The sequence below is a fragment of the Bradyrhizobium sp. SZCCHNR1017 genome, assembly GCF_032381375.1.
Lineage (GTDB): Bacteria > Pseudomonadota > Alphaproteobacteria > Rhizobiales > Xanthobacteraceae > Bradyrhizobium.
The window spans coordinates 389,438-411,816 of record NZ_JAUHIR010000001.1 but is presented as its reverse complement, the minus strand read 5'-3'; the positions used below and the strand labels follow the sequence as shown (position 1 = coordinate 411,816).

Below are 22,379 nucleotides of genomic sequence, written 5' to 3'. Positions count from 1 at the left end.
TTCGTGGCCGCTCGCAAGTTCTCTCCGACCACGACACGCTGCCACCGACTGGATCACGATTTGGCCGTCGCCTCGCGGTGGCCGGACCTCGACGCCCGCGCCTTGGGCTGCGACGCGCTCGCCGCCTTCACGCGGATGCGCACCGAGCCGCCGCCCTTGGACTGTTCCTCGATCTCGAAGCCGCCCGTCTTGCGCACGAGGTCGCTGAGCTTGCGGCAGCCATAGGTGCGTGGATCGAAGTCGGAGACCAGGTTGGAGAGCTGCTTGCCGACCTCGCCGAGCGCGACCCAGCCGTCCTCGCTCTCCATCTGCGTGATGACCTTCTTGATCATCGGCGTCGCCGCGCTGATCGGCAGCAGCGACTTCGGCGCCGCAGCGCTGTCCGCGTCCTTGCTGCTCGCCGCGTCGCCGCGCAAATTCTCCGTGTAGATGAACCTGCGGCAGGCCTGCCGAAAGCTCTCCGGCGTCTTCTGCTCGCCGAAGCCGAACACGTCGATGCCCTGCTCGCGGATGCGCGCCGCCAGCCGGGTGAAGTCGCTGTCGGACGACACCAGGCAGAAGCCGTCGAAGCGTCCGCTATGCAACAGGTCCATCGCATCGATCACCAGTGTGATGTCGGAGGCGTTCTTGCCGGTCGTGTAGGCGAACTGCTGCTGCGGCACGATCGCGTGGCGCGCCAGCGTATCGGCCCACGGCCTCGAGCGCGGGCTGGAGAAGTCGCCATAGATCCGGCGCACGCTCGCCTCGCCGATCTTGGCGATCTCCTCGAACAGCCCGTCGACGATCTTGGCGGAGGCATTGTCGGCGTCGATCAGGACGGCCAGACGCGGCGAGCGGGGTTCGGACGGCATCAGATGGTCCTTGAGTAGGCCTTGGTCTCATTCCTTATACGCGGGCCGACGTCCATTCGAATGATTTTCTTGAGGCGAATGACGGGACTCGCGATGCGCGACAGGGCGCGGCCACGCGAGGCGCGGCGTGCAGAGGCCACAGAGATATGCGCTGCTGCGCCCCCCACCATTCGTATACGAACAAATTCCGGGTTCCCGGCCCGTTCTGACGATCGTTTTCACCTTCTCTTAATTGGCGTCGCACAACGATGCTCGCGATCCAACAATGGGATCTGCGGCAAATGATCAAGGAAGGCACCTATTCGGCCTGGTTCAGGACCCCCAAGGGCCAGGGAACCGGGATCGTCGAGCTGGTGGGGGGCAAGGTGTGCGGCGGCGACACCGTGCTGAGCTATGCCGGAAGCTACGAGGCCCATGGCGATCATTTCACCGCCATCATCAAGACGAAGCGCCATGCCCCGGGACAGCCGTCGTTGTTCGGCCCCGACGAGCTGACGCTCAGCCTCGAAGGATGCTGCAGAGGCACGCCCGTCACGTGCACCGGTTATGCCGCGGAAGCACCCGACGTGCCGTTCGAGGCGTTGCTGCTGTTCTCGGCGTCCGACGATGCCCCATCTCCGCCCGCGCCCCGGCCGACGGCAAAATTCAGTCCCGATCATCTGCCGAAGCCGTCCTGGCGCTAGCATCCGACGCGATTGACGTCATCCTTTCCCCTGGGAACCGAACGCCTACGCGGTCGCCAGCGGCAGCTTGCGTTCGGCCACGATCCGCACCGGCGGAAACACGACGCAATCAATCGCATCGAACACGACCTCAAAGCGGCCGACGAACGAGCGCGCAAACGCCATCGCATCGTCGCGCCGGTCATTCGAGATCCGCGTGCCCAGCGTGCAGTGAGGCACCCACGCGCCGGGACGATAGTGCGGCCGGCAAAGCAGCGGATCGACCGCTGCCGAGATCGATGCATGCCATCGCAACAGCGTCGCGTTCATCTCAGGCTCGGCCCACAGCACGCAACGAGGGTGCAAGAACCAGCGGACCCGATTGAAAGCGATCCGCAGCGCCGTGTCGCCTTGAACGGCCACGCGCATTACGCGCGAAGCCGTCTCGACGTCGATCTCAGGCGCGTCATAGATCGCGAAGGTGAAGTGCGGCCGGTAGCGCAGCTCGCGCATCGACGGCGCGTCCTCGAAAGCTGCGACCTGCTTCCACAGGTGCTCGATCTCGCATGAAGAGGCGTCGTCGGATCGGAGGTTGATCGCCAGGGCCATCGACGTCCTGCTCAGGGAACCGACGCGCTGATCTTGCCGACGAGATCGAGGAAGCGCTGCGTTCGGACGCCTGTCCGATTCACGGCCAGATCGACCAGCTCGACGACCACCAGGTGCTTCGAGGGAACGACCACGATCTGCTGTCCGCCGTAGCCGGAGGCAAAATAGCCGCTGATGCCGGATCGGACGCTGCTGAAGGTCCACCAGAGATAGCCGTAACCCCGTCCGGGCTGCTCGGTGTCCGAGAGACGGCTGGTCGATTCCGTCACCCATGTCGGCGGGATCAGTTGAGCCCCATTCCAGCGTCCGCCGTTCAGGAACAGCAGGCCAAACCTCGCCAGGTCTCGCGCGCTCATCCGAAACACATAGGCCGGATGCGACGAGGAGGCTTCCTTCACGTACACGCCGTCTGCGGCGGAGAAATCCTCCATCCCGATCGGCCGGCCGATCCGTCTGTCGAAGCTTGCGAACACGTCGTCGACGGACTGCCGATAGATCGTGCCGAGCGCGTTGAAATCCCAGTTGTTGTAGTACCAGAAACTGCCCGGCGGATGGCTCTCGCGCGCCGGCCGCCTCTGCTTCATCTGCCCCGTCTCATAGGACGCGAGATGATAGACCCCGGAGCGCGCCATCAGTAGCTGACGCACCGTCGCGGTCTGCTCGGCCGGCGAAAGCCCCGGCGGAACGTCGTCGATCTCGAGCGCGGCAAGCGTGCTGTCGAGGTTGATCCGGCCGGCTTCGACGGCGATGCCATACAACGCGCTGAGCAGACTCTTGCGCACGGACCGGACATTGACCTTCGCACCGAGATCGCCGAACGAGGCAACAATGTCGTCGTCCCTCACGACCATGATCGCTGTCGGCTTCTGTTCGACCGCAAACTCCTGCACCTCGCGTGCGATCGGTGCAGACCAGGGCGTCTCGTCCGGGCTTGCCGTCCGCCAATGCAGTCCCGGCTCGGCCTGAGCCCAGGACCAACCCATCGCAAGGATTGCCAGCACGGCAAGCGGACGTCGCATTGGCACGTTCATTCCCGTCTCGACAAAACCGATGTCGAGAATGCTAGAGCAAGACCGACGGACGGTACAGAGGTCACCGGCCATCGATGTCTCTGTCTGCATGGCCGCGGATCTCCACCGCTCGATGACGCAACATGCCCCGTTGCAATTTTTTTATTTTCACCCGCAGCATCAGCCAGATGGCCGCCGCAGCCAGCCCCGCCCTCAAACTTTCCGCTTGCTTTTGTTCCGAAAATCGGAAATAACATCCGCATCCCGTCCTCATGAGAGGGACGTTTCGCGATCGTCATGAACGTGGAGGGCGGGATGCGGTGGCCGCGATCGTGTTGCAGCGTGCTCGATGTACGCGGACGAACGGCAGGTTGCGGACGTGAAATCGCGTGGTCCTGGCGCCCCGATGCTGGCGCCAAGCTCTTGGGAGATGATGATCCCGGGGGCGACGGTGGCTAACAAGCCGGACACCGGGGAGATCGCGTATAAGCGTTAAGACCTCCGCGCAGGGAATGCCGGTTGAAACGGCTTTGCCTGTGGTGACTGCCGCCTGCTTTTTGTTTGCAGGCGGGCCATGGGTGAGGCCTTCACCCGGCATTCCCTGCGCCCTCTTTCATCGGGAGGGTCCTTGACGATGCATCACTCGGGCGCGATGGCGCGGCGGGATGTGAAATCATGCGCGCATTATGGGAAGCGCGACGGCCGTCATACTCCGATGTCGTCCCGGCCTCCGCGCCGGGACCCATACCTACCGGGAGCAGTTCGAGGCACGATCGAGGTGGGCATCTCGTTCTCACAACAACGGCTGCGGCATATGGGTCAGGATCGGCGCTTCGACGACGCACGCAGCTTGTCCGGGACGACTCGTCGATGTTGCTCTACCTGATCATCGCCGGCCCATGGTCCGGCACGGCGACATCGAGCACGCGCAGCTGCACGCGCTCGACACCCTGGTAGCGGTCGACGGTGAGGGTGCCGGCGACGTGCAGGATCTGGCCGCGATGCTGAACCAGGGCGTTGCCGAGCTTCTGGCCCACGCTGCGGAATGCGATCGCATTCACGGCGGCGCCGTCGCCGGATTTGAAGCGCAGCTTGAGATGCGCCTGCCCGACCTCGTCGGCGTAAACCAGCTGATGCGACGGCAGCGCCACGATGGGCTCGGGATTGCCGCTGCCGAAGGGACCGGCGCGATTGAGCGTCGCGACCAGCTCGGGTGTCGCGGCGCGCGCGCTGATGGCGCCGTCGATCAGGATCTCGTTGACGTGACGTGCGTCGGCGACGTCGGCGGCGAGCGCGCTTTCGAGAAAGGCGCGAAACTCGGCCAACCGCTCCTTGCGCAAGGTGACGCCGGCGGCCATCGCGTGCCCGCCGCCCTTCATCAGGATGCCCTGCTCCACGGCGTGGCGGACGGCCTTGCCAAGATCGACGCCCGGAATCGAGCGGCCCGACCCGGTGCCGATGCCGCCCGGCTCGAGCGCGATCGCAAACGCCGGCCGGGCAAACTTTTCCTTGAGCCTGGATGCGACCAGCCCGACCACGCCGGGATGCCAGCCTTCGGATGCGGTCACGATGACGGCGCCCTTGTCCTCCAGCCCGAGCGAGGCCAGCGCCTCCGCTTCGGCCTGCGCTTCGGCCTGCTGCTCGATGATCCGGCGCTCGCTGTTGAGCCGATCGAGCTCGGCGGCGATGCGCGCGGCTTCGGAGATATCGCTTTCCAGGAGCAGGCGCACGCCGAGATCGGCGCGGCCGATGCGCCCGCCGGCATTGATGCGCGGTCCCAGCATGAAGCCGAGATGCCAGGCTTCGGGCGGACCGTTGAGCCGGGCGACATCCATCAGCGCGGTGTGCCCGACATGGTCGCGCCGGCGCATCGCGATCAGGCCCTTGGCGACGAAGGCGCGGTTGAGCGCGATCAGCGGCGCGACGTCGGCGACGGTGCCGAGCGCGACGTGATGCAGCATGCTGAGCAGATCCGGCTCCGGGCGCGTGCTGCTCCAGAAGCCGCGGCCGCGCAGCTCGCGATTGACCGCAACCAGCGTGACCAGCGTCAGCCCGACCGCGGCGAGATAGCCGAGGCCGGAAAGATCATCCGGCCGGTTCGGATTGACCAGCGCCTCGACCTCCGGCAGCTCCTCGCCGCATTGATGGTGATCGATCACCACCACGGACATGCCGAGCCGCCGCGCCTCCGCCAGCGGCTCGAGGCTGGTGGTGCCGCAGTCGACCGTCACGAGCAGCGTCGCGCCCTTGCCGGCGAGCGCCCGGATGGCGTCGACGTTCGGGCCGTAGCCTTCGAAGATGCGGTCGGGAATGTGGATCAGCGGATCGAGCCCGCAATGGCGCAGATGCCAGGCGAGCAGCGCCGCCGAGGTCGCGCCGTCGACATCGTAGTCGCCGAAGATCGCGACCTTCTCGCCCTTGACCACGGCGTCGGCAATGCGCTGCGCCGCCGCCTCCATCTGCGTCACCGTGAACGGATCCGGCATCAGCTTGCGGATGGTCGGATCGAGGAAGTCGTTGACCGCGTCGATCTCGACGTCACGCCCGGCGAGCACGCGCGCTAGCATCTCGGGCAACTGATAGCGCTGCACCATCGCAAGCGCGCGCGCCGCGCCGCGCGCATCCAGCCGGTCGCGCCACAATTTGTTGGTCAGCGACAGCCGCACGCCCAGGAACGCCTGCGGGGCGCTCAGGGGCAGTGCAAGGGCGGATGGTGCCATGATGCGCGGGGCCTCGCTTGCAGCGCAGCGATTCGAAATGGACGCAGTCGAATCTACAGCAACTGGCCTGCCTCAGCAGGTTCCATCCATGAAACCCACCAGAATCGTCCCAGAACTTGGCGGAACTCACAGGAAATCAGGGAAATGCCGCCATATACGGCTGGTTGCCTAAAATTAGAGCTGCGTTCGATGGAGTGCATTAAACAGCCATTAGGCGAACTCCGTAACATTTCAATCAATTATTACGTCCGATTTGTCCGCCCTCTTCGTGCCGACCAGGAGGCGCGGCAACATGGAGTTCATTGCCGATGCTGACCGCGCCCGAGTTGAAGACGCAGCCCTCCGCCGCTCCGGCACAAACGACTCCCAAGGATAACGAGACCGACGTCTCGGCGCTGATCGCGCGGCTCACCGGCGAGGTCAATCAGATCGCCTGCGAGAAGACCAAATCGATCCAGCAGATCACCAACCAGATGAAGATGCTGGCGCTGAACGCGCTGATCGAGAGCTCGCGGGTGGGCGCGCAAGGCGCAGGCTTCGCCGTGGTGGCCCAGGAGGTGCGCGCCGTCGGCCAACTCGTCGAGACCATCGCGCGCGAGCTGGAGGGCCAGCTCACGACGCGCACCGGCAATCTGAAGAGCTCGATCGAGCGCATGACCGAACGCGCCCGCGGCGAGCGCATGGTCGATCTGGCGCTGAACGCGATCGAACTGATCGACCGCAATCTGTATGAGCGGACCTGCGACGTCCGCTGGTGGGCGACCGACTCCGCCGTGGTCGATTGCGCCGCCGCGCCCGATGCCGCCCGCGTCACGCACGTCTCCGAACGGCTCGCGGTGATTCTCTCCGCCTACACCGTCTATCTCGATCTGTGGCTGTGCGATCCGAGCGGCAAGGTGATCGCCAACGGCCGCGCCGACCGCTTCAACGTCGTCGGCCAGAGCGTCGCCGACACCAAATGGTTTCGCGAGGCGCGGGGCTTGCGCTCGGGCGACGACTACGTCGCCGGCGACGTCGAGTGCCAGCCGCTGCTCGGCAACGCCCAGGTCGCGACCTATTGCGCCTCGGTGCGCGAGGACGGCAAGGCGCATGGCAAGCCGCTTGGCGTGCTCGCGATCCATTTCGATTGGGAAGCGCAGGCGCGCGCCATCGTTCAGGGCGTGCGCGTCAGCGAGAGCGACAAGGCCCGCGTGCTCCTGGTGGATTCCAATCTGCGCGTGATCGCATCCTCGGACGGTCAGGGCATTCTCAGCGAGCGCGTTTCACTGAAGCTCGATGGCAAGCGCAGTGGCTTCTATCAGGACATCTCCGGGCGCATGGTCGCGTTCCACGCCACGCCCGGTTACGAGACCTACAAGGGGCTCGGCTGGTACGGCGTGATCGTGTCGGGCGCGTGAGGCAGGACGATCAGCAGCCGAGCCGGTCGGCGATGCCGTTGAAATCATCGGCGACGATGTCCCAGGCGCCGGTGGCGTCGAAGTCGCGGCTCTGCAGCGGGCCGTATTCGGTGGGGCGGGCGACGAAGGCGGTCTTCAGTCCGTAGCGTTGCGCCGCCTCGAGATCATTGTTGTGCGCGGCGACCATCATCACCTCGCCGGGCGCAAGACCGAGCAGACGCGCGGCGCCGAGATAGGTCTCGGGGTCGGGCTTGTAGTGCTGGAACAGCTCGGCGGAGAGAACGAGGTCCCACGGCAGACCCGCGAACTTCGCCATGTTGGTGAGCAGCGCGACATTGCCGTTGGAGAGCGGCGCGATGATGTATTTGGATTTCAGCCGGGTCAGCCCGGCGACACTGTCGGCCCACGGATGCAGCCGGTGCCAGCCGCGGGTGAGATGATCGAGATCGGCCTCGGTCAAGCCGGTGATGCCGAGCTGGGCGACGAGCGTCTCCAGCGAGCGCCGGTGCAGCACGTCGAGGATGACGTAGCCGCGCTCCGGATGCCTGCGGACCTCGTCCATCGAGCCGACATAGAGCCCGCGCCAGCCATCGACCAGCGCGGTCCAGTCGCCCTGGATGCCGCGGGTCTTCGACCACGCGGTGAAGTCGTTGATCAGGCTGGTGCGCCAGTCGACGACGGTGCCGAACACATCGAACACCAGCGCCTTGACCATGGACAGGTCGGACATGCTGAGTCGCTCTCCAATTTCGTCATTCCGGATGCGCGCACAGCGCGCAGACCCGGAATCTCGCGCCACGATCTCGAGATTCCGGGGTCACGCTCCGCGTGCCCCGGAACGACTGTGCTGGATCAGTCGAGGTGGAACTTCGCCAACTGGCGATGCTCCGCGCGGATGTAGCGCACCGTGCCGGTGACCGAGCGCATCACGACGGTCTCGGTCTCGATCACGCCGTCCTTGCGGAACTTGACGCCGGAGAGCAGCGAGCCGGTGGTGACGCCGGTGGCCGCGAACAGACAGTCGCCGCGGGCCATGTCCTCGATGCCGTAGATCATCTTGGGATCGCCGACGCCCATCTTGTGGGCGCGCTCGCGCTTCTCCTCGGTGTCGAGGATCAGGCGGCACTGCATCTGGCCGCCAATGCAGCGCAGCGCCACCGCGGCCAGCACGCCTTCCGGCGCGCCGCCGGTGCCGAGATACATGTCGACGCCGGTGTTGTCGGGATCGGCGCAGTGGATCACGCCGGCGACGTCGCCGTCAGTGATCAGGCGCACCGCGGCGCCGGTCGAGCGGACGCCCTGAATGATGTCAGCGTGGCGCGGACGGTCGAGCACCAGCACCGTGATCGCGCCGGGCTCGACGCCCTTGGCCTTGGCGAGCCGTCGCACGTTGTCGGCCGGCGTCGCGTCGATGTCGACGACGCCCTTGGCGTAGCCGGGGCCGACCGCGATCTTCTGCATGTAGACGTCGGGGGCATGCAGCAGCGTGCCGCCATCGGCCATCGCCATGGTCGCGATCGCGCCCGGCATGTTCTTGGCGCACAGGGTCGTCCCCTCGAGCGGGTCGACCGCGATGTCGACCTTGGGCCCGGCATTGAGGCCGACCTTCTCGCCGATATAGAGCATGGGCGCCTCGTCACGCTCGCCCTCGCCGATCACGACCGTGCCCTCGATCGGCAGCTTGTTGAGCTCGCGGCGCATCGCATCCACGGCCGCCTGGTCGGCCGGCTTTTCCTGGCCGTGGCCGCGCAACCGCGCCGCCGACACCGCCGCCCGTTCGGTCACGCGCACCAGCTCCAGCGTCAGGATGCGCTCGAGCAGCAATTGTTGCGGGACAGAAATCTGCGTCGACATCGATCAACTCCTCAAGACGTCAAGGCGGACATCCGCCATCAAAATCTACCGCTCGCACGCCGCCCCCCTGGGCGGCATCCGGGTCAGGCGGTCGGCACGAACGGCCGCTCCCCGCCTGTCTATTCTCCCGGTTTGAGCATGAACCTATACCAAACGCCACGCGTTTGTTTGAGCAGGGACAAGTGGTTCCCTGGGCATCATGCGCTAGTTCTTCTCGATCCGGATCACCTGCGGCTTGCCGCTGATGACCTTGTCGCGCTGCACCGCCTGGAGCGCACGATGCACGGCGTCCTCGTGTGTCGCATAGGTGATCAGGATGACCGGCACCGGCGCAGACTTGCCGGCCGTCTTCGCCGGCTCGCTGCCATTGGGATGGCGCTGCACGATCGATTCGATCGAGATCTTCTGCTCGGCGAGCCGGGTGGCGATGGTCGCGGCCGTGCCGGCGTGGTCACGCGCCATCAGGCGGATGTAATAGCCACCCTCGTGCCGCTCCATGGGCGCCTTCTCGGTCGCCTGCAGCCTGTCGACCGGACGCCCGAACGGCGCGGCGCGGATGCCGCGCGCGACGTCGGCAATGTCGGCGACGACGGCGGACGCCGTCGCGGCGCCCCCTGCTCCCGGACCGACCAGCGTGATCGGCGGGATACCGTCGCCGTCGATCGTGACCGCGTTGGTGACGCCCATCACCTGGGCGATCGAGGAGGATTTCGGCACCATCGTCGGGTGCACCCGCTGCTCGATGCCCTTGGCGGTGCGCACGGCAACGCCAAGCAGCTTGACGCGGTAGCCGAGCTCCGCCGCCGCGCGCAGGTCCTCCGGCGCGATCGAGGAGATGCCTTCGACATAGACCGAGTTCTGCGCCACCTGGGTGCCGAAGGCGAGGCTCGCCAGGATCGCGAGCTTCTGCGCGGTGTCGTGGCCATGGATGTCGAACGACGGATCGGCCTCGGCATAGCCGAGACGCTGGGCGTCCTTCAGACATTCGTCGAACGACAGCCCCTCCTGCTCCATCCGAGTCAGGATGTAGTTGCAGGTGCCGTTGAGGATGCCATAGACGCGGCTGATGCCGGTGCCGGTGAGCCCTTCGCGCAGGGTCTTGACCACCGGAATGGCCGCGCCGACGGCGGCTTCGAAGTTCAGCGCACCGCCATGCTTCTCGGCCGCCTTGGCGAGCTTCAGGCCATGCTTGGCGATCAGCGCCTTGTTGGCCGTCACCACCGACTTGCCGGCCTTGAGAGCGGTGTCGATCGCCGACAGCGCGGGATCGCCGGCACCGCCCATCAGCTCGACTAGGCAGTCGATTTCGGGATCGCTCGCCAGCGCGATCGGATCCTTGGCCCATTTGATCCCGGACAGATCGATGCCGCGCTTCTTGGCCTTCGACCGCGCCGTCACGGCGACGACCTTCACCGGGCGCCCCGTGCGTTCGGTGAGCACGCGTCCCTCACGCTCGATGAGACGAACGACCTCGACACCCACGGTGCCGAGGCCCGCGATGCCCACTCTCAGGGGTGCGACCATGGAATCAAAGAACCTGTCGAAAGGAAAGTACGGGAGGGCTCAGCGCCGGTTGGCGATGGGAACGACGTTGTGCAACGTTTCGATCCCGCTTTCAAGGAAGCGGCGGACGCCGCGCGCGGCCTGCCGGATGCGCTGCTCGTTCTCGACCATCGCGATGCGGACATAGCCTTCGCCATGTTCGCCGAAGCCGACGCCCGGCGACACCGCGACGCCGGACTTCTCGACCATGAGCGTCGCGAACTGCATGCTGCCGAGGCTCTTGAACTTCTCCGGCAAAGGCGCCCAGGCGAACATCGACGCCTCCGGCGACGGGATCTCCCAGCCGGCCCGGCCGAACGCCTCGACCAGTGTGTCGCGGCGCTTGCGGTAGACGTCGCGCATCTCGCGAATGCAGTCGTCGGGACCGTTCAGAGCAGCCGTGGCCGCGACCTGCACCGGCGTGAACGCGCCGTAGTCGAGATAGGATTTCACGCGCGCGAGCGCCGCGATGATGCGCTCGTTGCCGACGGCAAAGCCCATGCGCCAACCGGCCATCGAATAGGTCTTCGACATCGAGGTGAACTCGACCGCGACATCCATCGCGCCAGGCACCTGCAGCACCGACGGCGGCGGGTTCTTGTCGTCGAAATACACCTCGGCATAAGCGAGGTCCGACAGGATCAGGATCTCGTGCTTCTTCGCGAATGCGACGAGGTCGCGATAGAAGTCGAGGCTCGCGACATAGGCGGTCGGGTTGCTCGGATAGCAGACGATCAGCGCAAGCGGCTTCGGGATGGAATGAATGATCGCGCGCTCGGCCGCCTCGAAGAACTGCGGCGTCGGCTCGGAAGGCACCGACCGGATCACGCCGCCCGCCATCAGGAAGCCGAAGGCGTGGATCGGATAGCTCGGATTCGGGCAGAGAATGACGTCGCCCGGCGCGGTGATCGCCTGCGCGACGTTGGCAAAGCCTTCCTTGGAGCCGAGCGTCGCCACGATCTGGGTGTCGGGATTGAGCTTCACCCCGAAACGGCGATCGTAATAGGCTGCTTGCGCCCGGCGCAGTCCGACGATGCCGCGCGAGGCCGAATAGCGGTCGGTCCGCGGCTTGCCCAGGGTCTCCCTGAGCTTCTCCAGCACGTGCGGCGGCGCCGGCAGATCCGGATTGCCCATGCCGAGATCGATGATGTCGGCCCCGGCGTTCCGCGCGGCCGCCTTGGCCCGGTTGACCTGCTCGAACACGTAAGGCGGCAGACGGCGGATGCGATAGAAATCTTCCATGGGTCTCTCGGCTCCGGCAACCGGGGGCGGATTCGCCAGCAGAGCTGGCGCTGCGGCGGCGCACGCCATGCCTTGAAACCGGTGCTGGATCAGGAGCTTAGCACGGGCTCGCGGCTTGGCTGGCAACGACACGCGGAGGTGTTGATTCCGGTTGTTTTATCATGGCCGCCGCGCCGCGCCAGACAATTACGCCGCTCCGGGCGGCCGATCGCCCAGCCCTTGTCCCTGGCCGATCATTTGGGCCTGGTGCTGGTGCCCGCCGAGGCTTGGCGGTCGCGCGCCGCGAGCAGCTCCTTTTCGATCTTGTCGCGCTCCTGCGGCGAGATGATCGGCGCATCGCGGTCGCGCGGCACGTCGTTGACGGGCAGATACCCGCCCGGCTCCTTGGGCCGGGCGATCGCATCCGCGTCGAGCGAAGGCATGTCCGCTATTGGACTGGAGCACCCGGCAAGCGCGAGCGCGCCGAACACAACGAGCCCCGCAACAGGGGCGCGCCGTCCCGAACTCCAGCCTCGCCCCTGCGTCCCCACGCGCACGTCCCTCAGCCCCCAACTTCCAGTCGACGGTCCCCGGCCCGACCGCAACGCGGCGCATTTTGCCGCAGCACAACCAATTGTCACTCGAAACGTGACCGGCTTGAACAGGAATTTCATCCAGCTACGTGATCATGATGTCGGAAGCGAGAGATTTTTTCGCAACGCAACAATCAGAAATCGAATTTGCCGCAAACTCGCGGATTATTGATCTCGCTCGGTGACGAAACGGTCCCGACGCGATAGTGTGATCCAGCCATGACCGACGTTCAGAACAGCAGCAATCCAGAAAAAACATTCGATGCGGAAGCGTTCGCGATGAACATCGCGAAAGCCATGGAAAGCAGCGGCAAGGCGCTCTCGGCCTACCTGAAGCCGCGCGAGACGGGCGAAGTTCAGGACCGGCCACCAACCGAATTGACCGAAGTCGTCAAATCCTTCACCGCCGTCGCCGACTACTGGCTGTCGGACAAGGATCGCGCCAGCGACATCCAGACCAAGATCGCCAAGGGCTATCTCGATTTGTGGGGCTCGGCCGCGCGCCGTCTCGCCGGCGAAGACGTACCCCCGGCCATTTCGCCCTCCCCGCGCGACAAGCGCTTCGCCGATCCGGAATGGAAGTCGAACCAGTTCTTCGATTTCGTGATGCAGGCCTATCTTCTGACGACGCAGTGGGCGCAGGACCTCGTCCACAATGCCGAGGGCCTCGATCCGCACACGCGCAAGAAGGCCGAGTTCTACGTCAACCAGATCACCAATGCGCTGGCGCCCTCGAATTTCGTCCTGACCAATCCGGAGGTGCTGCGGCAGACGCTAGCGTCGAGCGGCGGCAATCTTGTGCGTGGCATGCAGATGCTCGCGGAGGACATCGAGGCCGGCAAGGGCTCGCTGAAGATCCGCCAGTCCGACCCGGCCAATCTCGAGGTCGGCGTCAACATGGCGACGACGCCGGGCAAGGTGATATTCCAGAACGAGATGATGCAGCTGATCCAGTACGCGCCGTCGACGGAGAACGTGCTGCGCACGCCGCTGCTGATCGTGCCGCCCTGGATCAACAAGTTCTACATCCTCGATCTGCGCCCCGAGAAATCCTTCATCAAATGGTGCGTCGATCAGGGCCTCACGGTGTTCGTGATCTCCTGGGTCAATCCCGACAAGAAGCTCGGGACCAAGACCTGGGAAGACTACATGAAGGAAGGTCCGCTCACCGCGATGGATGTCATCGAGAAGGTGACCGGCGAGATGAAGGTGCACACGCTCGGCTATTGCGTCGGCGGCACCATGCTCGCGACCACGCTGGCCTGGCTCGCCGACAAGCGCCGCCAGCGCGTGACCTCGGCGACCTTCCTCGCCGCCCAAGTCGACTTCACCCATGCCGGCGATCTGCTGGTGTTCGTCGACGAGACGCAGATCTCGGCGCTCGAGCGCGACATGCAGGCCTCGGGCGTGCTCGAGGGCAGCAAGATGGCGATGGCCTTCAACATGCTGCGCTCGAACGACCTGATCTGGTCCTATGTCGTCAACAACTACCTGAAGGGCCAGCCGCCGCAGGCATTCGACCTGCTGCACTGGAACTCGGACGCCACGCGGATGTCGGCGGCGAACCATTCCTACTACCTGCGCAACTGCTATCTGGAGAACCGGCTGACGCAGGGCACGATGGTGCTGGACAACACGCTGCTGGATCTCTCCAAGGTGAAGGTGCCGGTCTACAACCTCGCCACCCGCGAGGACCACATCGCGCCCGCCGACTCCGTGCTGTACGGATCGCAATTTTTCGGCGGTCCGGTGAAGTACGTGCTTTCGGGCTCGGGCCACATCGCCGGCGTCGTCAATCCGCCCTCCTCTGGCAAGTATCAGTATTGGACCAATGACCAGATCCACGACATCTCGCTGAAGGACTGGATGAAGGGCGCGCAGGAGCACAAGGGCTCGTGGTGGCCGGACTGGCGCGAATGGCTGAGCCAGCTCGATCCGGAAGAGGTTCCCGCGCGCGGCGTCGGCAGCGAGGTCTATCCACCGCTCGAAGATGCGCCGGGCTCCTATGTCCGCGTCCGCGCATAGCGTGATCCGCCGCGATTGACTATAAACGCTCCGTCCCGCCGGGACGGGACGGGAATCAGTTGAGGGGATCTCGATGACGCGCGAACTGTTCTGGCTGACGCTCACGGTCATTCTGACCGGCCTGCTGTGGGTTCCCTACATCCTGAACCGCTGCCAGGTCCGCGGCCTGACGGGCGCGATGGCCAACCCCTCCCGCAACGACAAGCCGCACGCGCCATGGGCGACCCGGCTGATGTTCGCGCACGACAACGCGGTCGAGAACCTCGTGATCTTCGCGCCGCTGGTGCTGATCCTCAACGCGATCGACTATTCGACCAAATGGACCGTGCTCGCCTGCGCCGTCTATTTCTGGTCGCGCGTCGCCCACGTCATCGTCTACGCGATCGGCCTGCCCGTATTTCGCACCGTTGCGTTCGTCGTCGGCTTCATCGCCCAGGCCGTCCTGGCGCTCGCGATCTTCGGCTGGCTCTAGGCCTATCGGCTAGGGAAGATTGTCCCGCAGGAAGATATCGATGCGGATGCGCTCCTGATCGGGGCTGATCGGCTCGCCCGAGCAATGCGCGAGCAGGACCCGCGCAGCCGAGCGCGCCTCGTGGCCGGGATCCTGGTTGATGATGGCGTCGCACGTGCCGCGGACCAGGAACCGCCTGGTGTGCTGGGTCAGCTCATGAGTGATCCAGACCACCTCCCGGGCGCGGCCGGATGCCTCGAGCGCATCGGCGATGCCACGGTTGCCGGCGCCACAACAGTAGATGCCGCGCAGATCCGGATGGCGCGCGAGCAGCGCGGCGGTCAGCTCCCGCGTGCGCTCGCTCTCATCGCGGCCTTCGATTGCCGGAAGCGCGAGCAGGTTCGGGTACTCGCTGGACAGGATCTGGTGAAAACCGAATTGCCGCTCGGCGTGATCGCGCAGCGACAATGATCCCGCGATCACGGCAACCGTCCCCTCGCGACCGCCGAGATAGCGCCCCATCAGCGTGGCCGCCGTCCGTCCCGCGGCAGGGTTGTCGATGCCGACGTAGTGCAGGCGGCGCGAGCTCGGGGCGTCCGAGACCAGGGTCACCACCGCGACGCCGCGCGCGGTGAGCTCGTCGATCGCGGCGCGCACTCTGGGGTGATCGAGCGCGATGACCGCAACGCCCTGATAGGCCGGCGACAGGTTCTCCAGCGCACCGGCCAGCACGTCAGGATCGAACACGTCGACGTGGAGGATATCGATGAAGCCGCGCTGGCCGGCCAGCCACTCTGCCGTGCGCTGGACCTGCTCGGTCAGGATGGTCATGAAGCTGTTGCCACCGGTCGGCAGCACGAAGGCAAAGCGGAAGCTCTGGCCGCGCGCGAGCCGTGCCGCTGCGACGTCGGCGCGATAACCCAGCTTGGCAACAGCGGCCTCCACCCGGGCAACGGTCTTGGCACGCACGCCCTCGCGCCGGTTGATGACGCGGTCGACGGTGGCGAGCGACACGCCCGCCGTCCGCGCGACGTCCTCCAGCGTGGCCCGGACCGGTAACGGGTTCGCGTCAGCCGTCACTCGCGCGCCGCCCATAGCATGCCGCGGGTCATCAACGTCCGGATCTCCGGCACGTCGAGCTCGTAGGCACGGTGGCCGAGGGAGGAATAGAACACCCTGCCCGCGCCGTAACGCTTCTTCCAGACCACCGGCATCACCACCCCCTCGATCCATGGGGCGTGCTCTCCGGTGAAGGTCGTGGTCGCCAACACCTCGTTGGCCGGATCGACGTGCATGTAATACTGCTCGGAACGGTGCTCGAAACTTGTCAGGCCCTTCATGATGGGATCGTCCGGCCTGGTCAAGTCGACCCGGTAGTCGATGATGTTGCCGGGATGGGCGACCCATTGCCCGCCGCACAGGAACTGGTAGTCGACCGAATCGCGGAAGGCATCGCACATGCCGCCATGATGGCCGGCGAGCCCGACGCCGCTGCGCACCGCCGCGCAGAGGTTGAGCGCTTCCGCCTTCTCGATCTTGGACATCGTGTAGATCGGGATGATCAGCGACAGATCGTGGATCGCAGGATCTGCGAACGCGGCCGTCGTGGTCTCGATCCGCACCTCGAAGCCTTCCGCCTTGAGCCAGCCGCGGATCATCGAGGCACAGAGATCGGGGTCATGTCCTGGCCAGCCGCCCCATACAATCATTGCCTTGCGCATGTCTCTGTCCTCAGTCGATCTGTCCGGTGTCGCGTCCAACAGGCAACATCGCCGGCCGCTCCACGCGGCTCTCGATCTTGACCCGCCGCCCTTCGCTTGCGGAGGTCTGGAACGCCTCCATGACCTCCAGCACGTGGAAGGCGAGCGCACCGCTGGCCCGATGCGGCCGGTCGTTCAGGATCGCGGTCGCCATATCGGCCACGCCGATGGAGCGGAACTCGCCGTCGACGTGACCATGCGTCAACGGCATCGTCTGCCAGTCGCCGCCGGTCTTGGCGACCTGCACCTCGCCGCCGAAGCGGTTGGGGTCCGGCACCAGCATGCTGCCCTCGGCGCCATAGATCTCGATGGGCGCGTGCCGGTGCTTCGGAACGTCGAAACTCATGGTGACCGAGACCACCGCCCCGCTCTCGAACTCGAGCGTGCCCGCGACGTGGGTCGCGACCTCGACCGGGATCAGCGTGCCGTTCATCGGCTGGCTGGTGACCAGGCGTTCGGATCTCGGGCGCGCGGTCGAGCCCATCACGCTCGCGACCGGGCCAAGCAACTGCACCAGATCGGTGATGTAGTATGGGCCCATGTCGAGCATCGGGCCGCCGCCGCGCAGGTAATAGAAGCCCGGCGCCGGATGCCAGCGCTCATGGCCGGGACAGCCGAAGAACGCGCTGCCCGCGACAGGCGTGCCGATCGCGCCGTCGTCGATCAGCTTGCGCGCGGTCTGGTGGCCGCCGCCGAGGAACGTGTCGGGCGCGCAGCCGACCCGCAGGTTCTTCTGCGCGGCAAGCTCGATCACCTTGCGGGCTTCCGCGACGTCGATTCCGAGCGGCTTCTCGGAATGAACGTGCTTGCCGGCATTCAGCACGGCGAGACTGACATCGGTATGGGCGAGCGGCACCGTGAGATTGATGACGATCTCGACGTCATCGCGCTTCAGCAATTGATCGACCCGCATCGCCGGCAGGCCGAAGGCTGCGCCCTGTCGCTCGGCTGCGTCGCTGCGCATGTCGGCGAGCGCCTTGATGTCCAGAACGGGGAAGCGCTGGGCCGCCTTCAGATAGGCGGTGCTGATGTTGCCGCAGCCGATGATGCCGATGCCGACTTTTCTCATTGGGGTCTCCGTGAGGTCCGGTTCATCCCTTGACCGCGCCCGACGTCAGGCCGGCAACGATGTGCTTCTGCGCCAGGAGGAAGAGGATGATCGTTGGCAGGATGGTCAGGGTGATGAAGGCGAGGATCAGGTGCCACTCGGACGAATACTCGCCCTGATAGACCATGATGCCGAGCGGCCATGGATACAGCGCATCGGTGTTGAGCATCACCAGCGGCAGCAGATAGGCGTTCCAGCTGTTGACGAAGGTAATGGTGCCGACCGTCGCCAGGATCGGGCGCGACAATGGCAACGTCACGTAGCGGAAGAATTTGATATAGCTGCAGCCGTCGACCAGCGCGGCCTCGAGCAGCTCGTAGGGGATGTCCTTGAAGAAGCGGCGCAGCAACAGCACGCTCATGGCGAGGCTGAAGGCGACCTGCGGCAGCGCGACGCCGAAATAGGTGTCGAGCAGCCCGAGATCGCGCACTTTGATGAACAGCGGCAACACCGCGGTCGCCGCCGGAAACAGCAGGCCGAGCGTCAAATAGCTCAGCAGCATCGAGCTGCCGTAGAATCGGACATGGGCAAAGGTGAAGGCCGCCATCGACGCGACGATGAGAGTCAGGACCACCGTCAGCGTGGAGATGATCAGCGAATTGCGCAGGAGCTGCCAGTAGCGCCCGGAGAACAGGATATCGGCATAGTTCTGCCACGCCCAGTGCTGCGGCAGGCCGAACGGATTGACGCGCAATTCCCCGAGCGACTTGAAGCCACCGAGCAGCGTCGCAAGCAGCGGCACCAGCACGAAGATAGCGACGATCGCGAGGAAAACCGTCTTGAACAGCACGGCGGGATCGAATGGTGCCCGGGTCGTCTCCACCTCATTCATCGCGCATGAACCATCGCTTGTAGGTGAAGGCAAAGGTGACGCAGATCACGAACAGGATGACGCCGATGGCGCTGCCATAGCCGACCCGCATCCGGGAGATGCCGTTGTTGTAGAGAAAGCTCACCATCGTATTCGAGGAGTCGGCGGGCCCTCCGCGCGTCAGCGGCATCACCAGGTCGAACAGCTGCAGCGAGCCGACGATGGCGAAGAACACCGAGAGCCGTATCGTCGGATAGAGCAAGGGAATGACGATGTGGCGCAGGCTCTGCGACCGCGTCGCACCGTCGATCCGGGCGGCCTCGATCAGGCTCTTGTCGATGCTCTGCAGCGCTGCGATGAACAGCATCATGTGGAAGCCGAAATACTTCCAGACGATCACGATCAGCACCGCCAGCATCGCGGTGTCGGTCGAGGCCAGCAGATGCGGCGGCTCGGCGCCGAAGCTGCGCCAGATCGACGCGACCAGGCCGTAATCGCCGTCATAGACGAAGCTGAAGATCAGCCCGGTCGCAATCTCGGCGAGGATATAGGGCATGAAGAACAGCATGCGCAGTGCCACCGCGCCGCGGAACCGCTCCGCGAGCATCAGGGCCAGCGTCAGCGCCAGCGGCAACTGGACACACAGCGAGACCGCAATGATCAGGCCGTTGTTGCGCAGCGCGAGCCAGAACGCGCGGGTCTCCAGCACGAAACGATAGTTGTCAAAGCCGATCCAATGGGTCGGCCTGCCGAACCCATTCCAGTTGAAGCCCGAGTACCAGGCGGCCTCGCCGATCGGCAGCACCACGAAGAGCGTGAACAGCAGCAGCGCCGGCGGCAGGAACAGGATCAGGACGGTGAAGCGGCCGTCCCAGCTCGGGCCGCCCACCGCGCGCGTGGAGAGCGATGCCGGCGATACACCCATCGCCGGCGAACTCGCGATCGGACGTGCCACGTCAGTTGCCCTGCTTCCGCGCTGCCTCGATCGCCTTGGCAGCCTCCTGCGGACTCATGCTGCCGCCGGCGATCTCCGCGGAGACATCGTTGACGACGCGACCGACGGAGGGACCGAGGCTCTGGTCATAGAAGTTCTGGTGATAGTTCGATTTGGCCAGATTGGACGCGATCAGCTTCATGAAGGAATTGTTGAGGCCGGCGTCCGCGCCCTGCACCACCGGGATGATGAAATTTCCCGCCGCCAACCGTGTCTGGACGTCCTTGGAGATGAAGTACTTCAGGAAATCGACGGCTTCCTTGGGCGAGCCCTTGGTGACCAGCCAGCCGGTGATGCCGCCGAGCGTATCCGTTGGCGCGCCCTTGCCGCCTTGCACGACCGGAAAATCGAACCAGCAGATCTTGTCTTCGCTCAAGCCGACCTTGTCGGCGGCGAGTGCCCGCTGCAGATTGTAGACGGAGCTGATCGCGAGCGTCATCGCCGCCTTGCCATCGCCGAAATAACCGACGGCCTGCGGATTCTTGAAGCCAAGAAAGCCATTCTGGAATGGCTGGAGATCGACGAGCTGCTTGAACAGCTCGCCTGATTTGACGAAGGTGTCGCCGGCAAAGCCGCCATTCTCGCCGCGCAGCGCCGCGTCGAATGCCGGCTTGCCGCCGATCCGCACCGCAAGATGCGTCCAGTAGAAATGCAGCGGCCATTTGTCGGCGCCGCCGACCACGATCGGGGTCACGCCGGCCGCCTTCAACGTCTTCACGGCGCTCAGCAGATCGTCCCAGCTCTTGATCGCCGTGGGATCGACCTTCGCCTTGGCCATCAGCTCCTTGTTGCAGACGAAGCCGACCTGCGACAGCGAGATCGGAAGGCCGTAGACGTGGCCGCTATCGGTGAATGCCGCGAGCGCCGCCGGAGTCACGCTGTCGCTGTAGCCTTTCACCTGCTCGGTGATGTCCTCGAGCACGCCAGCCTCGATCTGCGCCTTCAGGACACCGCCCGCCCAGCTATAGATGATGTTCGGCCGGTCCTTGGACTGCAGGATGGTCGGCAGCTTGGCCTTGTAGGCCTCGTTCTCGAGGAACTGCATCTCGATCTTGACGCCCGGATGCGACGCCTCATAGGCGCGGGCCACCTCCTCCCAGATCTTCACCTGGGCCGGATTGACCTCGATATGCAGCCATTTCACGGTGGTATCGGCGCTCGCGACGGTGGCCCAGAGCAGGCATGCGGCAGCAGCGAGTCCCAGCTTCGCGAGCAGTCTCATCACAATCCTCCCAACCGTCTTCTTTGTTGCGGTAATCCTGTCCTCATTTTTTGAGGTGCGCAACTGAAATTCTGACAGAGCAAACCTCAAACGTGTTCGCATTTGCGAACAGCTTCACGAGTAGACAGAGAGATTGCTAATTGGGCTGAGCAAGACTCGGCGGGCAGCCGCACGCGCCTTTCGCCTGGAAAAGGCGGAGCGGGCGTCTGCCGGACCGCGAAGGATATGCTGGAGATCGCCTGACGCTCAGGTGCAGCGCGCCTTGAAATTTGCGGCGACAAGCTTCGCCATCACGTCGTTGAGATGCGCCTGGTCGCGCGTCTCGATCACCAGCTCCAGCAAGGTCGCCTTGGCCGGCAGGTCCGAGAACGTTCGCTGATGCGACACCTCGATGATGTTGGCGCCGGCATCGGCGAGCAGCGTCGACACGGCAGCGAGTTGTCCGGGACGATCGACGATGTCGATCGACAGCTGCGTCAGCCGCCCCTCGCGAGCGAGCTCGCGGGTGAGCACCGAGGCGATCAGTCGGGTGTCGATGTTGCCGCCGCTCAGCACCAGGCCGACATTGCGGCCGGCAAACTGCGCGGGATGCGCGAGCACTGCGGCGAGACCGACGGCGCCGGCGCCTTCGACCACCGTCTTCTCGATCGAGATCAGCGTGGCGAGCGCACGCTCGATCTGCGGCTCGTTGACCAGCAGGATATCGTCGACGAGATGGCGGATGATCTCGGTCGTGATCCGGCCCGGCGATTTCACCGCGATGCCCTCGGCGAGCGTGTCGCCGCGCATCGGCAGCTGACTGCTGCGGATGGCGTTGTACATCGACGGATAGAGTTCGGCCTGAACGCCGACGATGCGCAAGCCCGGCTTGATCGCGCGCGCCGCGACCGCCATGCCGGAGATCAGCCCGCCGCCGCCGATCGGCACCACGAGCGTATCGAGCTCGGGGACCACCGCGAGCATCTCCAGCGCCACCGTGCCCTGCCCTGCGATGATCAGTGGATCGTCGTAAGGATGGATCATGGTCATGCCGTGCGCCGCGCCGTGCTCCCTGGCGAACGCGCCCGCCTCCTCCAAGGTGGCGCCGGAAATCACGACCTCGGCGCCGTGCCGCTTGGTGTTCTCCACCTTCACCATCGGCGTGCCCACCGGCATCACGATGGTCGCGGGAATGCCGAGACGCCGCGCGTTATACGCGACGCCCTGCGCGTGGTTGCCGGCCGACATCGCGATCACGCCGCGTTCGCGCTGCTCGGCGGACAGCGCATTCAGCCGGTTCAGCGCGCCGCGCTCCTTGAACGACGACGTGAACTGCAGGTTCTCGAATTTCAGCCAGACGTTGCAGCCGCAGATCTCGCCGAGCGTCCGGCTCTGGTTGCAGGCCGTCGCGAGCACGGCGCCACCGATGGTCTCGGCGGCGGCCCGCACATCGTTGGCGGTGACGGGCAGCGCGTTCAGATCAGTGGCGGTCATGGGTCTGCCCATTCCTCAGCGTGCGTCATTGCACGCGATGCCGGCGGCGCGCCGACCTCGCATGATGTTGCCGATC

Annotated in this window: 20 protein-coding genes; 4 read left to right on the top strand and 16 right to left on the bottom strand. The window is 65.3% G+C overall.

All coding sequences use genetic code 11. The features are described 5' to 3' along the window. Nucleotides 1-53 precede the first annotated feature (53 nt). Nucleotides 54-851, bottom strand: a complete 798-nt coding sequence (locus tag QW863_RS01980; RefSeq protein ID WP_315712109.1) for an NYN domain-containing protein — start codon at nt 849-851, stop codon at nt 54-56. 281 nt (nt 852-1,132) lie between these two features. On the opposite strand from QW863_RS01980, the gene QW863_RS01975 reads away from it, so the two are divergent. Further along, nucleotides 1,133-1,534: a hypothetical protein gene (locus QW863_RS01975; protein ID WP_315712110.1), complete on the top strand. Its 402-nt coding sequence runs from the start codon at nt 1,133-1,135 to the stop codon at nt 1,532-1,534. Nucleotides 1,535-1,579: 45 nt separating this feature from the next. On the opposite strand, the gene QW863_RS01970 is transcribed toward QW863_RS01975, so the two are convergent. The 3 genes from QW863_RS01970 to recJ all read right to left on the bottom strand — a co-directional run bounded on the left by QW863_RS01970 (nt 1,580) and on the right by recJ (nt 5,852). Further along, nucleotides 1,580-2,122, bottom strand: a complete 543-nt coding sequence (locus QW863_RS01970; RefSeq protein ID WP_315712111.1) for a 2'-5' RNA ligase family protein — start codon at nt 2,120-2,122, stop codon at nt 1,580-1,582. A gap of 11 nt (nt 2,123-2,133) precedes the next feature. Next, complete coding sequence (locus tag QW863_RS01965; RefSeq protein WP_315712112.1) at nt 2,134-3,141, bottom strand: serine hydrolase; 1,008 nt, start codon at nt 3,139-3,141, stop codon at nt 2,134-2,136. 869 nt (nt 3,142-4,010) lie between these two features. After that, the gene (recJ, locus tag QW863_RS01960) at nt 4,011-5,852 is read right to left on the bottom strand and encodes a single-stranded-DNA-specific exonuclease RecJ (RefSeq protein ID WP_315712114.1); all 1,842 of its coding nucleotides are present in this window, start codon (nt 5,850-5,852) and stop codon (nt 4,011-4,013) included. A 308-nt stretch (nt 5,853-6,160) separates the two neighbouring features. Between recJ and QW863_RS01955 the strand changes: the two genes are divergently transcribed. Further along, nucleotides 6,161-7,249 carry a methyl-accepting chemotaxis protein gene (locus QW863_RS01955; protein WP_315712115.1) on the top strand — a complete coding sequence of 363 codons (1,089 nt, stop codon included), beginning with the start codon at nt 6,161-6,163 and terminating at the stop codon, nt 7,247-7,249. 10 nt (nt 7,250-7,259) lie between these two features. Here the strand turns inward: QW863_RS01955 and QW863_RS01950 are convergent, their stop codons facing one another. The 5 genes from QW863_RS01950 to QW863_RS01930 form a co-directional block, all read right to left on the bottom strand. Further along, nucleotides 7,260-7,979 carry a haloacid dehalogenase type II gene (locus QW863_RS01950; protein WP_315712116.1) on the bottom strand — a complete coding sequence of 240 codons (720 nt, stop codon included), beginning with the start codon at nt 7,977-7,979 and terminating at the stop codon, nt 7,260-7,262. 122 nt (nt 7,980-8,101) lie between these two features. Then, nucleotides 8,102-9,103, bottom strand: coding sequence for a class II fructose-bisphosphatase (gene glpX / locus QW863_RS01945; protein WP_315712118.1), 1,002 nt, complete (start codon nt 9,101-9,103; stop codon nt 8,102-8,104). A gap of 204 nt (nt 9,104-9,307) precedes the next feature. Next, a complete protein-coding gene (locus tag QW863_RS01940; protein ID WP_315712119.1) occupies nt 9,308-10,627 on the bottom strand; it encodes a homoserine dehydrogenase in 1,320 nt (439 codons plus the stop codon). Between the two features lie 39 nt (nt 10,628-10,666). After that, entirely contained in the window at nt 10,667-11,887 is a 1,221-nt protein-coding gene (locus QW863_RS01935) for an LL-diaminopimelate aminotransferase (RefSeq protein WP_315712121.1), read from the bottom strand. 233 nt (nt 11,888-12,120) lie between these two features. Further along, nucleotides 12,121-12,309: a hypothetical protein gene (locus tag QW863_RS01930; protein ID WP_315712122.1), complete on the bottom strand. Its 189-nt coding sequence runs from the start codon at nt 12,307-12,309 to the stop codon at nt 12,121-12,123. Between the two features lie 369 nt (nt 12,310-12,678). Here QW863_RS01930 and QW863_RS01925 point away from each other — a divergent pair, with 369 nt between their 5' ends. Further along, the gene (locus QW863_RS01925) at nt 12,679-14,484 is read left to right on the top strand and encodes a class I poly(R)-hydroxyalkanoic acid synthase (protein ID WP_315712123.1); all 1,806 of its coding nucleotides are present in this window, start codon (nt 12,679-12,681) and stop codon (nt 14,482-14,484) included. Between the two features lie 73 nt (nt 14,485-14,557). Then, on the top strand, nt 14,558-14,956 hold the full coding sequence (locus QW863_RS01920; protein WP_315712124.1) for an MAPEG family protein: 399 nt from the start codon (nt 14,558-14,560) through the stop codon (nt 14,954-14,956). Between the two features lie 9 nt (nt 14,957-14,965). Here QW863_RS01920 and QW863_RS01915 read toward each other — a convergent pair whose 3' ends face one another. The 7 genes from QW863_RS01915 to QW863_RS01885 form a co-directional block, all read right to left on the bottom strand. Next, nucleotides 14,966-16,015 carry a LacI family DNA-binding transcriptional regulator gene (locus QW863_RS01915; protein ID WP_315712126.1) on the bottom strand — a complete coding sequence of 350 codons (1,050 nt, stop codon included), beginning with the start codon at nt 16,013-16,015 and terminating at the stop codon, nt 14,966-14,968. After that, entirely contained in the window at nt 16,012-16,656 is a 645-nt protein-coding gene (locus tag QW863_RS01910) for a ThuA domain-containing protein (protein WP_315712128.1), read from the bottom strand. The genes QW863_RS01915 and QW863_RS01910 overlap by 4 nt, the downstream gene beginning before the upstream one ends. Before the next feature lie 10 nt (nt 16,657-16,666). After that, a complete protein-coding gene (locus QW863_RS01905; protein ID WP_315712130.1) occupies nt 16,667-17,764 on the bottom strand; it encodes a Gfo/Idh/MocA family oxidoreductase in 1,098 nt (365 codons plus the stop codon). A gap of 22 nt (nt 17,765-17,786) precedes the next feature. Continuing rightward, the gene (locus QW863_RS01900; protein WP_315712131.1) at nt 17,787-18,635 is read right to left on the bottom strand and encodes a carbohydrate ABC transporter permease; all 849 of its coding nucleotides are present in this window, start codon (nt 18,633-18,635) and stop codon (nt 17,787-17,789) included. Beyond that, nucleotides 18,628-19,569, bottom strand: a complete 942-nt coding sequence (locus QW863_RS01895) for a sugar ABC transporter permease (protein ID WP_315712132.1) — start codon at nt 19,567-19,569, stop codon at nt 18,628-18,630. The genes QW863_RS01900 and QW863_RS01895 overlap by 8 nt, the downstream gene beginning before the upstream one ends. A 1-nt stretch (nt 19,570) precedes the next feature. Further along, a complete protein-coding gene (locus tag QW863_RS01890; protein WP_315712134.1) occupies nt 19,571-20,830 on the bottom strand; it encodes an extracellular solute-binding protein in 1,260 nt (419 codons plus the stop codon). Between the two features lie 246 nt (nt 20,831-21,076). Beyond that, entirely contained in the window at nt 21,077-22,303 is a 1,227-nt protein-coding gene (locus tag QW863_RS01885) for a threonine ammonia-lyase (RefSeq protein ID WP_315712136.1), read from the bottom strand. Between the last annotated feature and the right edge of the window lie 76 nt (nt 22,304-22,379).

Coding starts and splice junctions, on each gene's coding strand:
- QW863_RS01900 (WP_315712131.1), bottom strand. CDS start 18,635: ATGAATGAGGTGGAGACGACCCGGGCACCATTCGATCCCGCCGTGCTG.
- QW863_RS01950 (WP_315712116.1), bottom strand. CDS start 7,979: ATGTCCGACCTGTCCATGGTCAAGGCGCTGGTGTTCGATGTGTTCGGC.
- recJ (WP_315712114.1), bottom strand. CDS start 5,852: ATGGCACCATCCGCCCTTGCACTGCCCCTGAGCGCCCCGCAGGCGTTC.
- QW863_RS01935 (WP_315712121.1), bottom strand. CDS start 11,887: ATGGAAGATTTCTATCGCATCCGCCGTCTGCCGCCTTACGTGTTCGAG.
- glpX (WP_315712118.1), bottom strand. CDS start 9,103: ATGTCGACGCAGATTTCTGTCCCGCAACAATTGCTGCTCGAGCGCATC.
- QW863_RS01970 (WP_315712111.1), bottom strand. CDS start 2,122: ATGGCCCTGGCGATCAACCTCCGATCCGACGACGCCTCTTCATGCGAG.
- QW863_RS01975 (WP_315712110.1), top strand. CDS start 1,133: ATGATCAAGGAAGGCACCTATTCGGCCTGGTTCAGGACCCCCAAGGGC.
- QW863_RS01980 (WP_315712109.1), bottom strand. CDS start 851: ATGCCGTCCGAACCCCGCTCGCCGCGTCTGGCCGTCCTGATCGACGCC.
- QW863_RS01930 (WP_315712122.1), bottom strand. CDS start 12,309: ATGCCTTCGCTCGACGCGGATGCGATCGCCCGGCCCAAGGAGCCGGGC.
- QW863_RS01905 (WP_315712130.1), bottom strand. CDS start 17,764: ATGAGAAAAGTCGGCATCGGCATCATCGGCTGCGGCAACATCAGCACC.
- QW863_RS01885 (WP_315712136.1), bottom strand. CDS start 22,303: ATGACCGCCACTGATCTGAACGCGCTGCCCGTCACCGCCAACGATGTG.
- QW863_RS01940 (WP_315712119.1), bottom strand. CDS start 10,627: ATGGTCGCACCCCTGAGAGTGGGCATCGCGGGCCTCGGCACCGTGGGT.
- QW863_RS01890 (WP_315712134.1), bottom strand. CDS start 20,830: ATGAGACTGCTCGCGAAGCTGGGACTCGCTGCTGCCGCATGCCTGCTC.
- QW863_RS01955 (WP_315712115.1), top strand. CDS start 6,161: ATGCTGACCGCGCCCGAGTTGAAGACGCAGCCCTCCGCCGCTCCGGCA.
- QW863_RS01925 (WP_315712123.1), top strand. CDS start 12,679: ATGACCGACGTTCAGAACAGCAGCAATCCAGAAAAAACATTCGATGCG.
- QW863_RS01920 (WP_315712124.1), top strand. CDS start 14,558: ATGACGCGCGAACTGTTCTGGCTGACGCTCACGGTCATTCTGACCGGC.
- QW863_RS01910 (WP_315712128.1), bottom strand. CDS start 16,656: ATGCGCAAGGCAATGATTGTATGGGGCGGCTGGCCAGGACATGACCCC.
- QW863_RS01965 (WP_315712112.1), bottom strand. CDS start 3,141: ATGCGACGTCCGCTTGCCGTGCTGGCAATCCTTGCGATGGGTTGGTCC.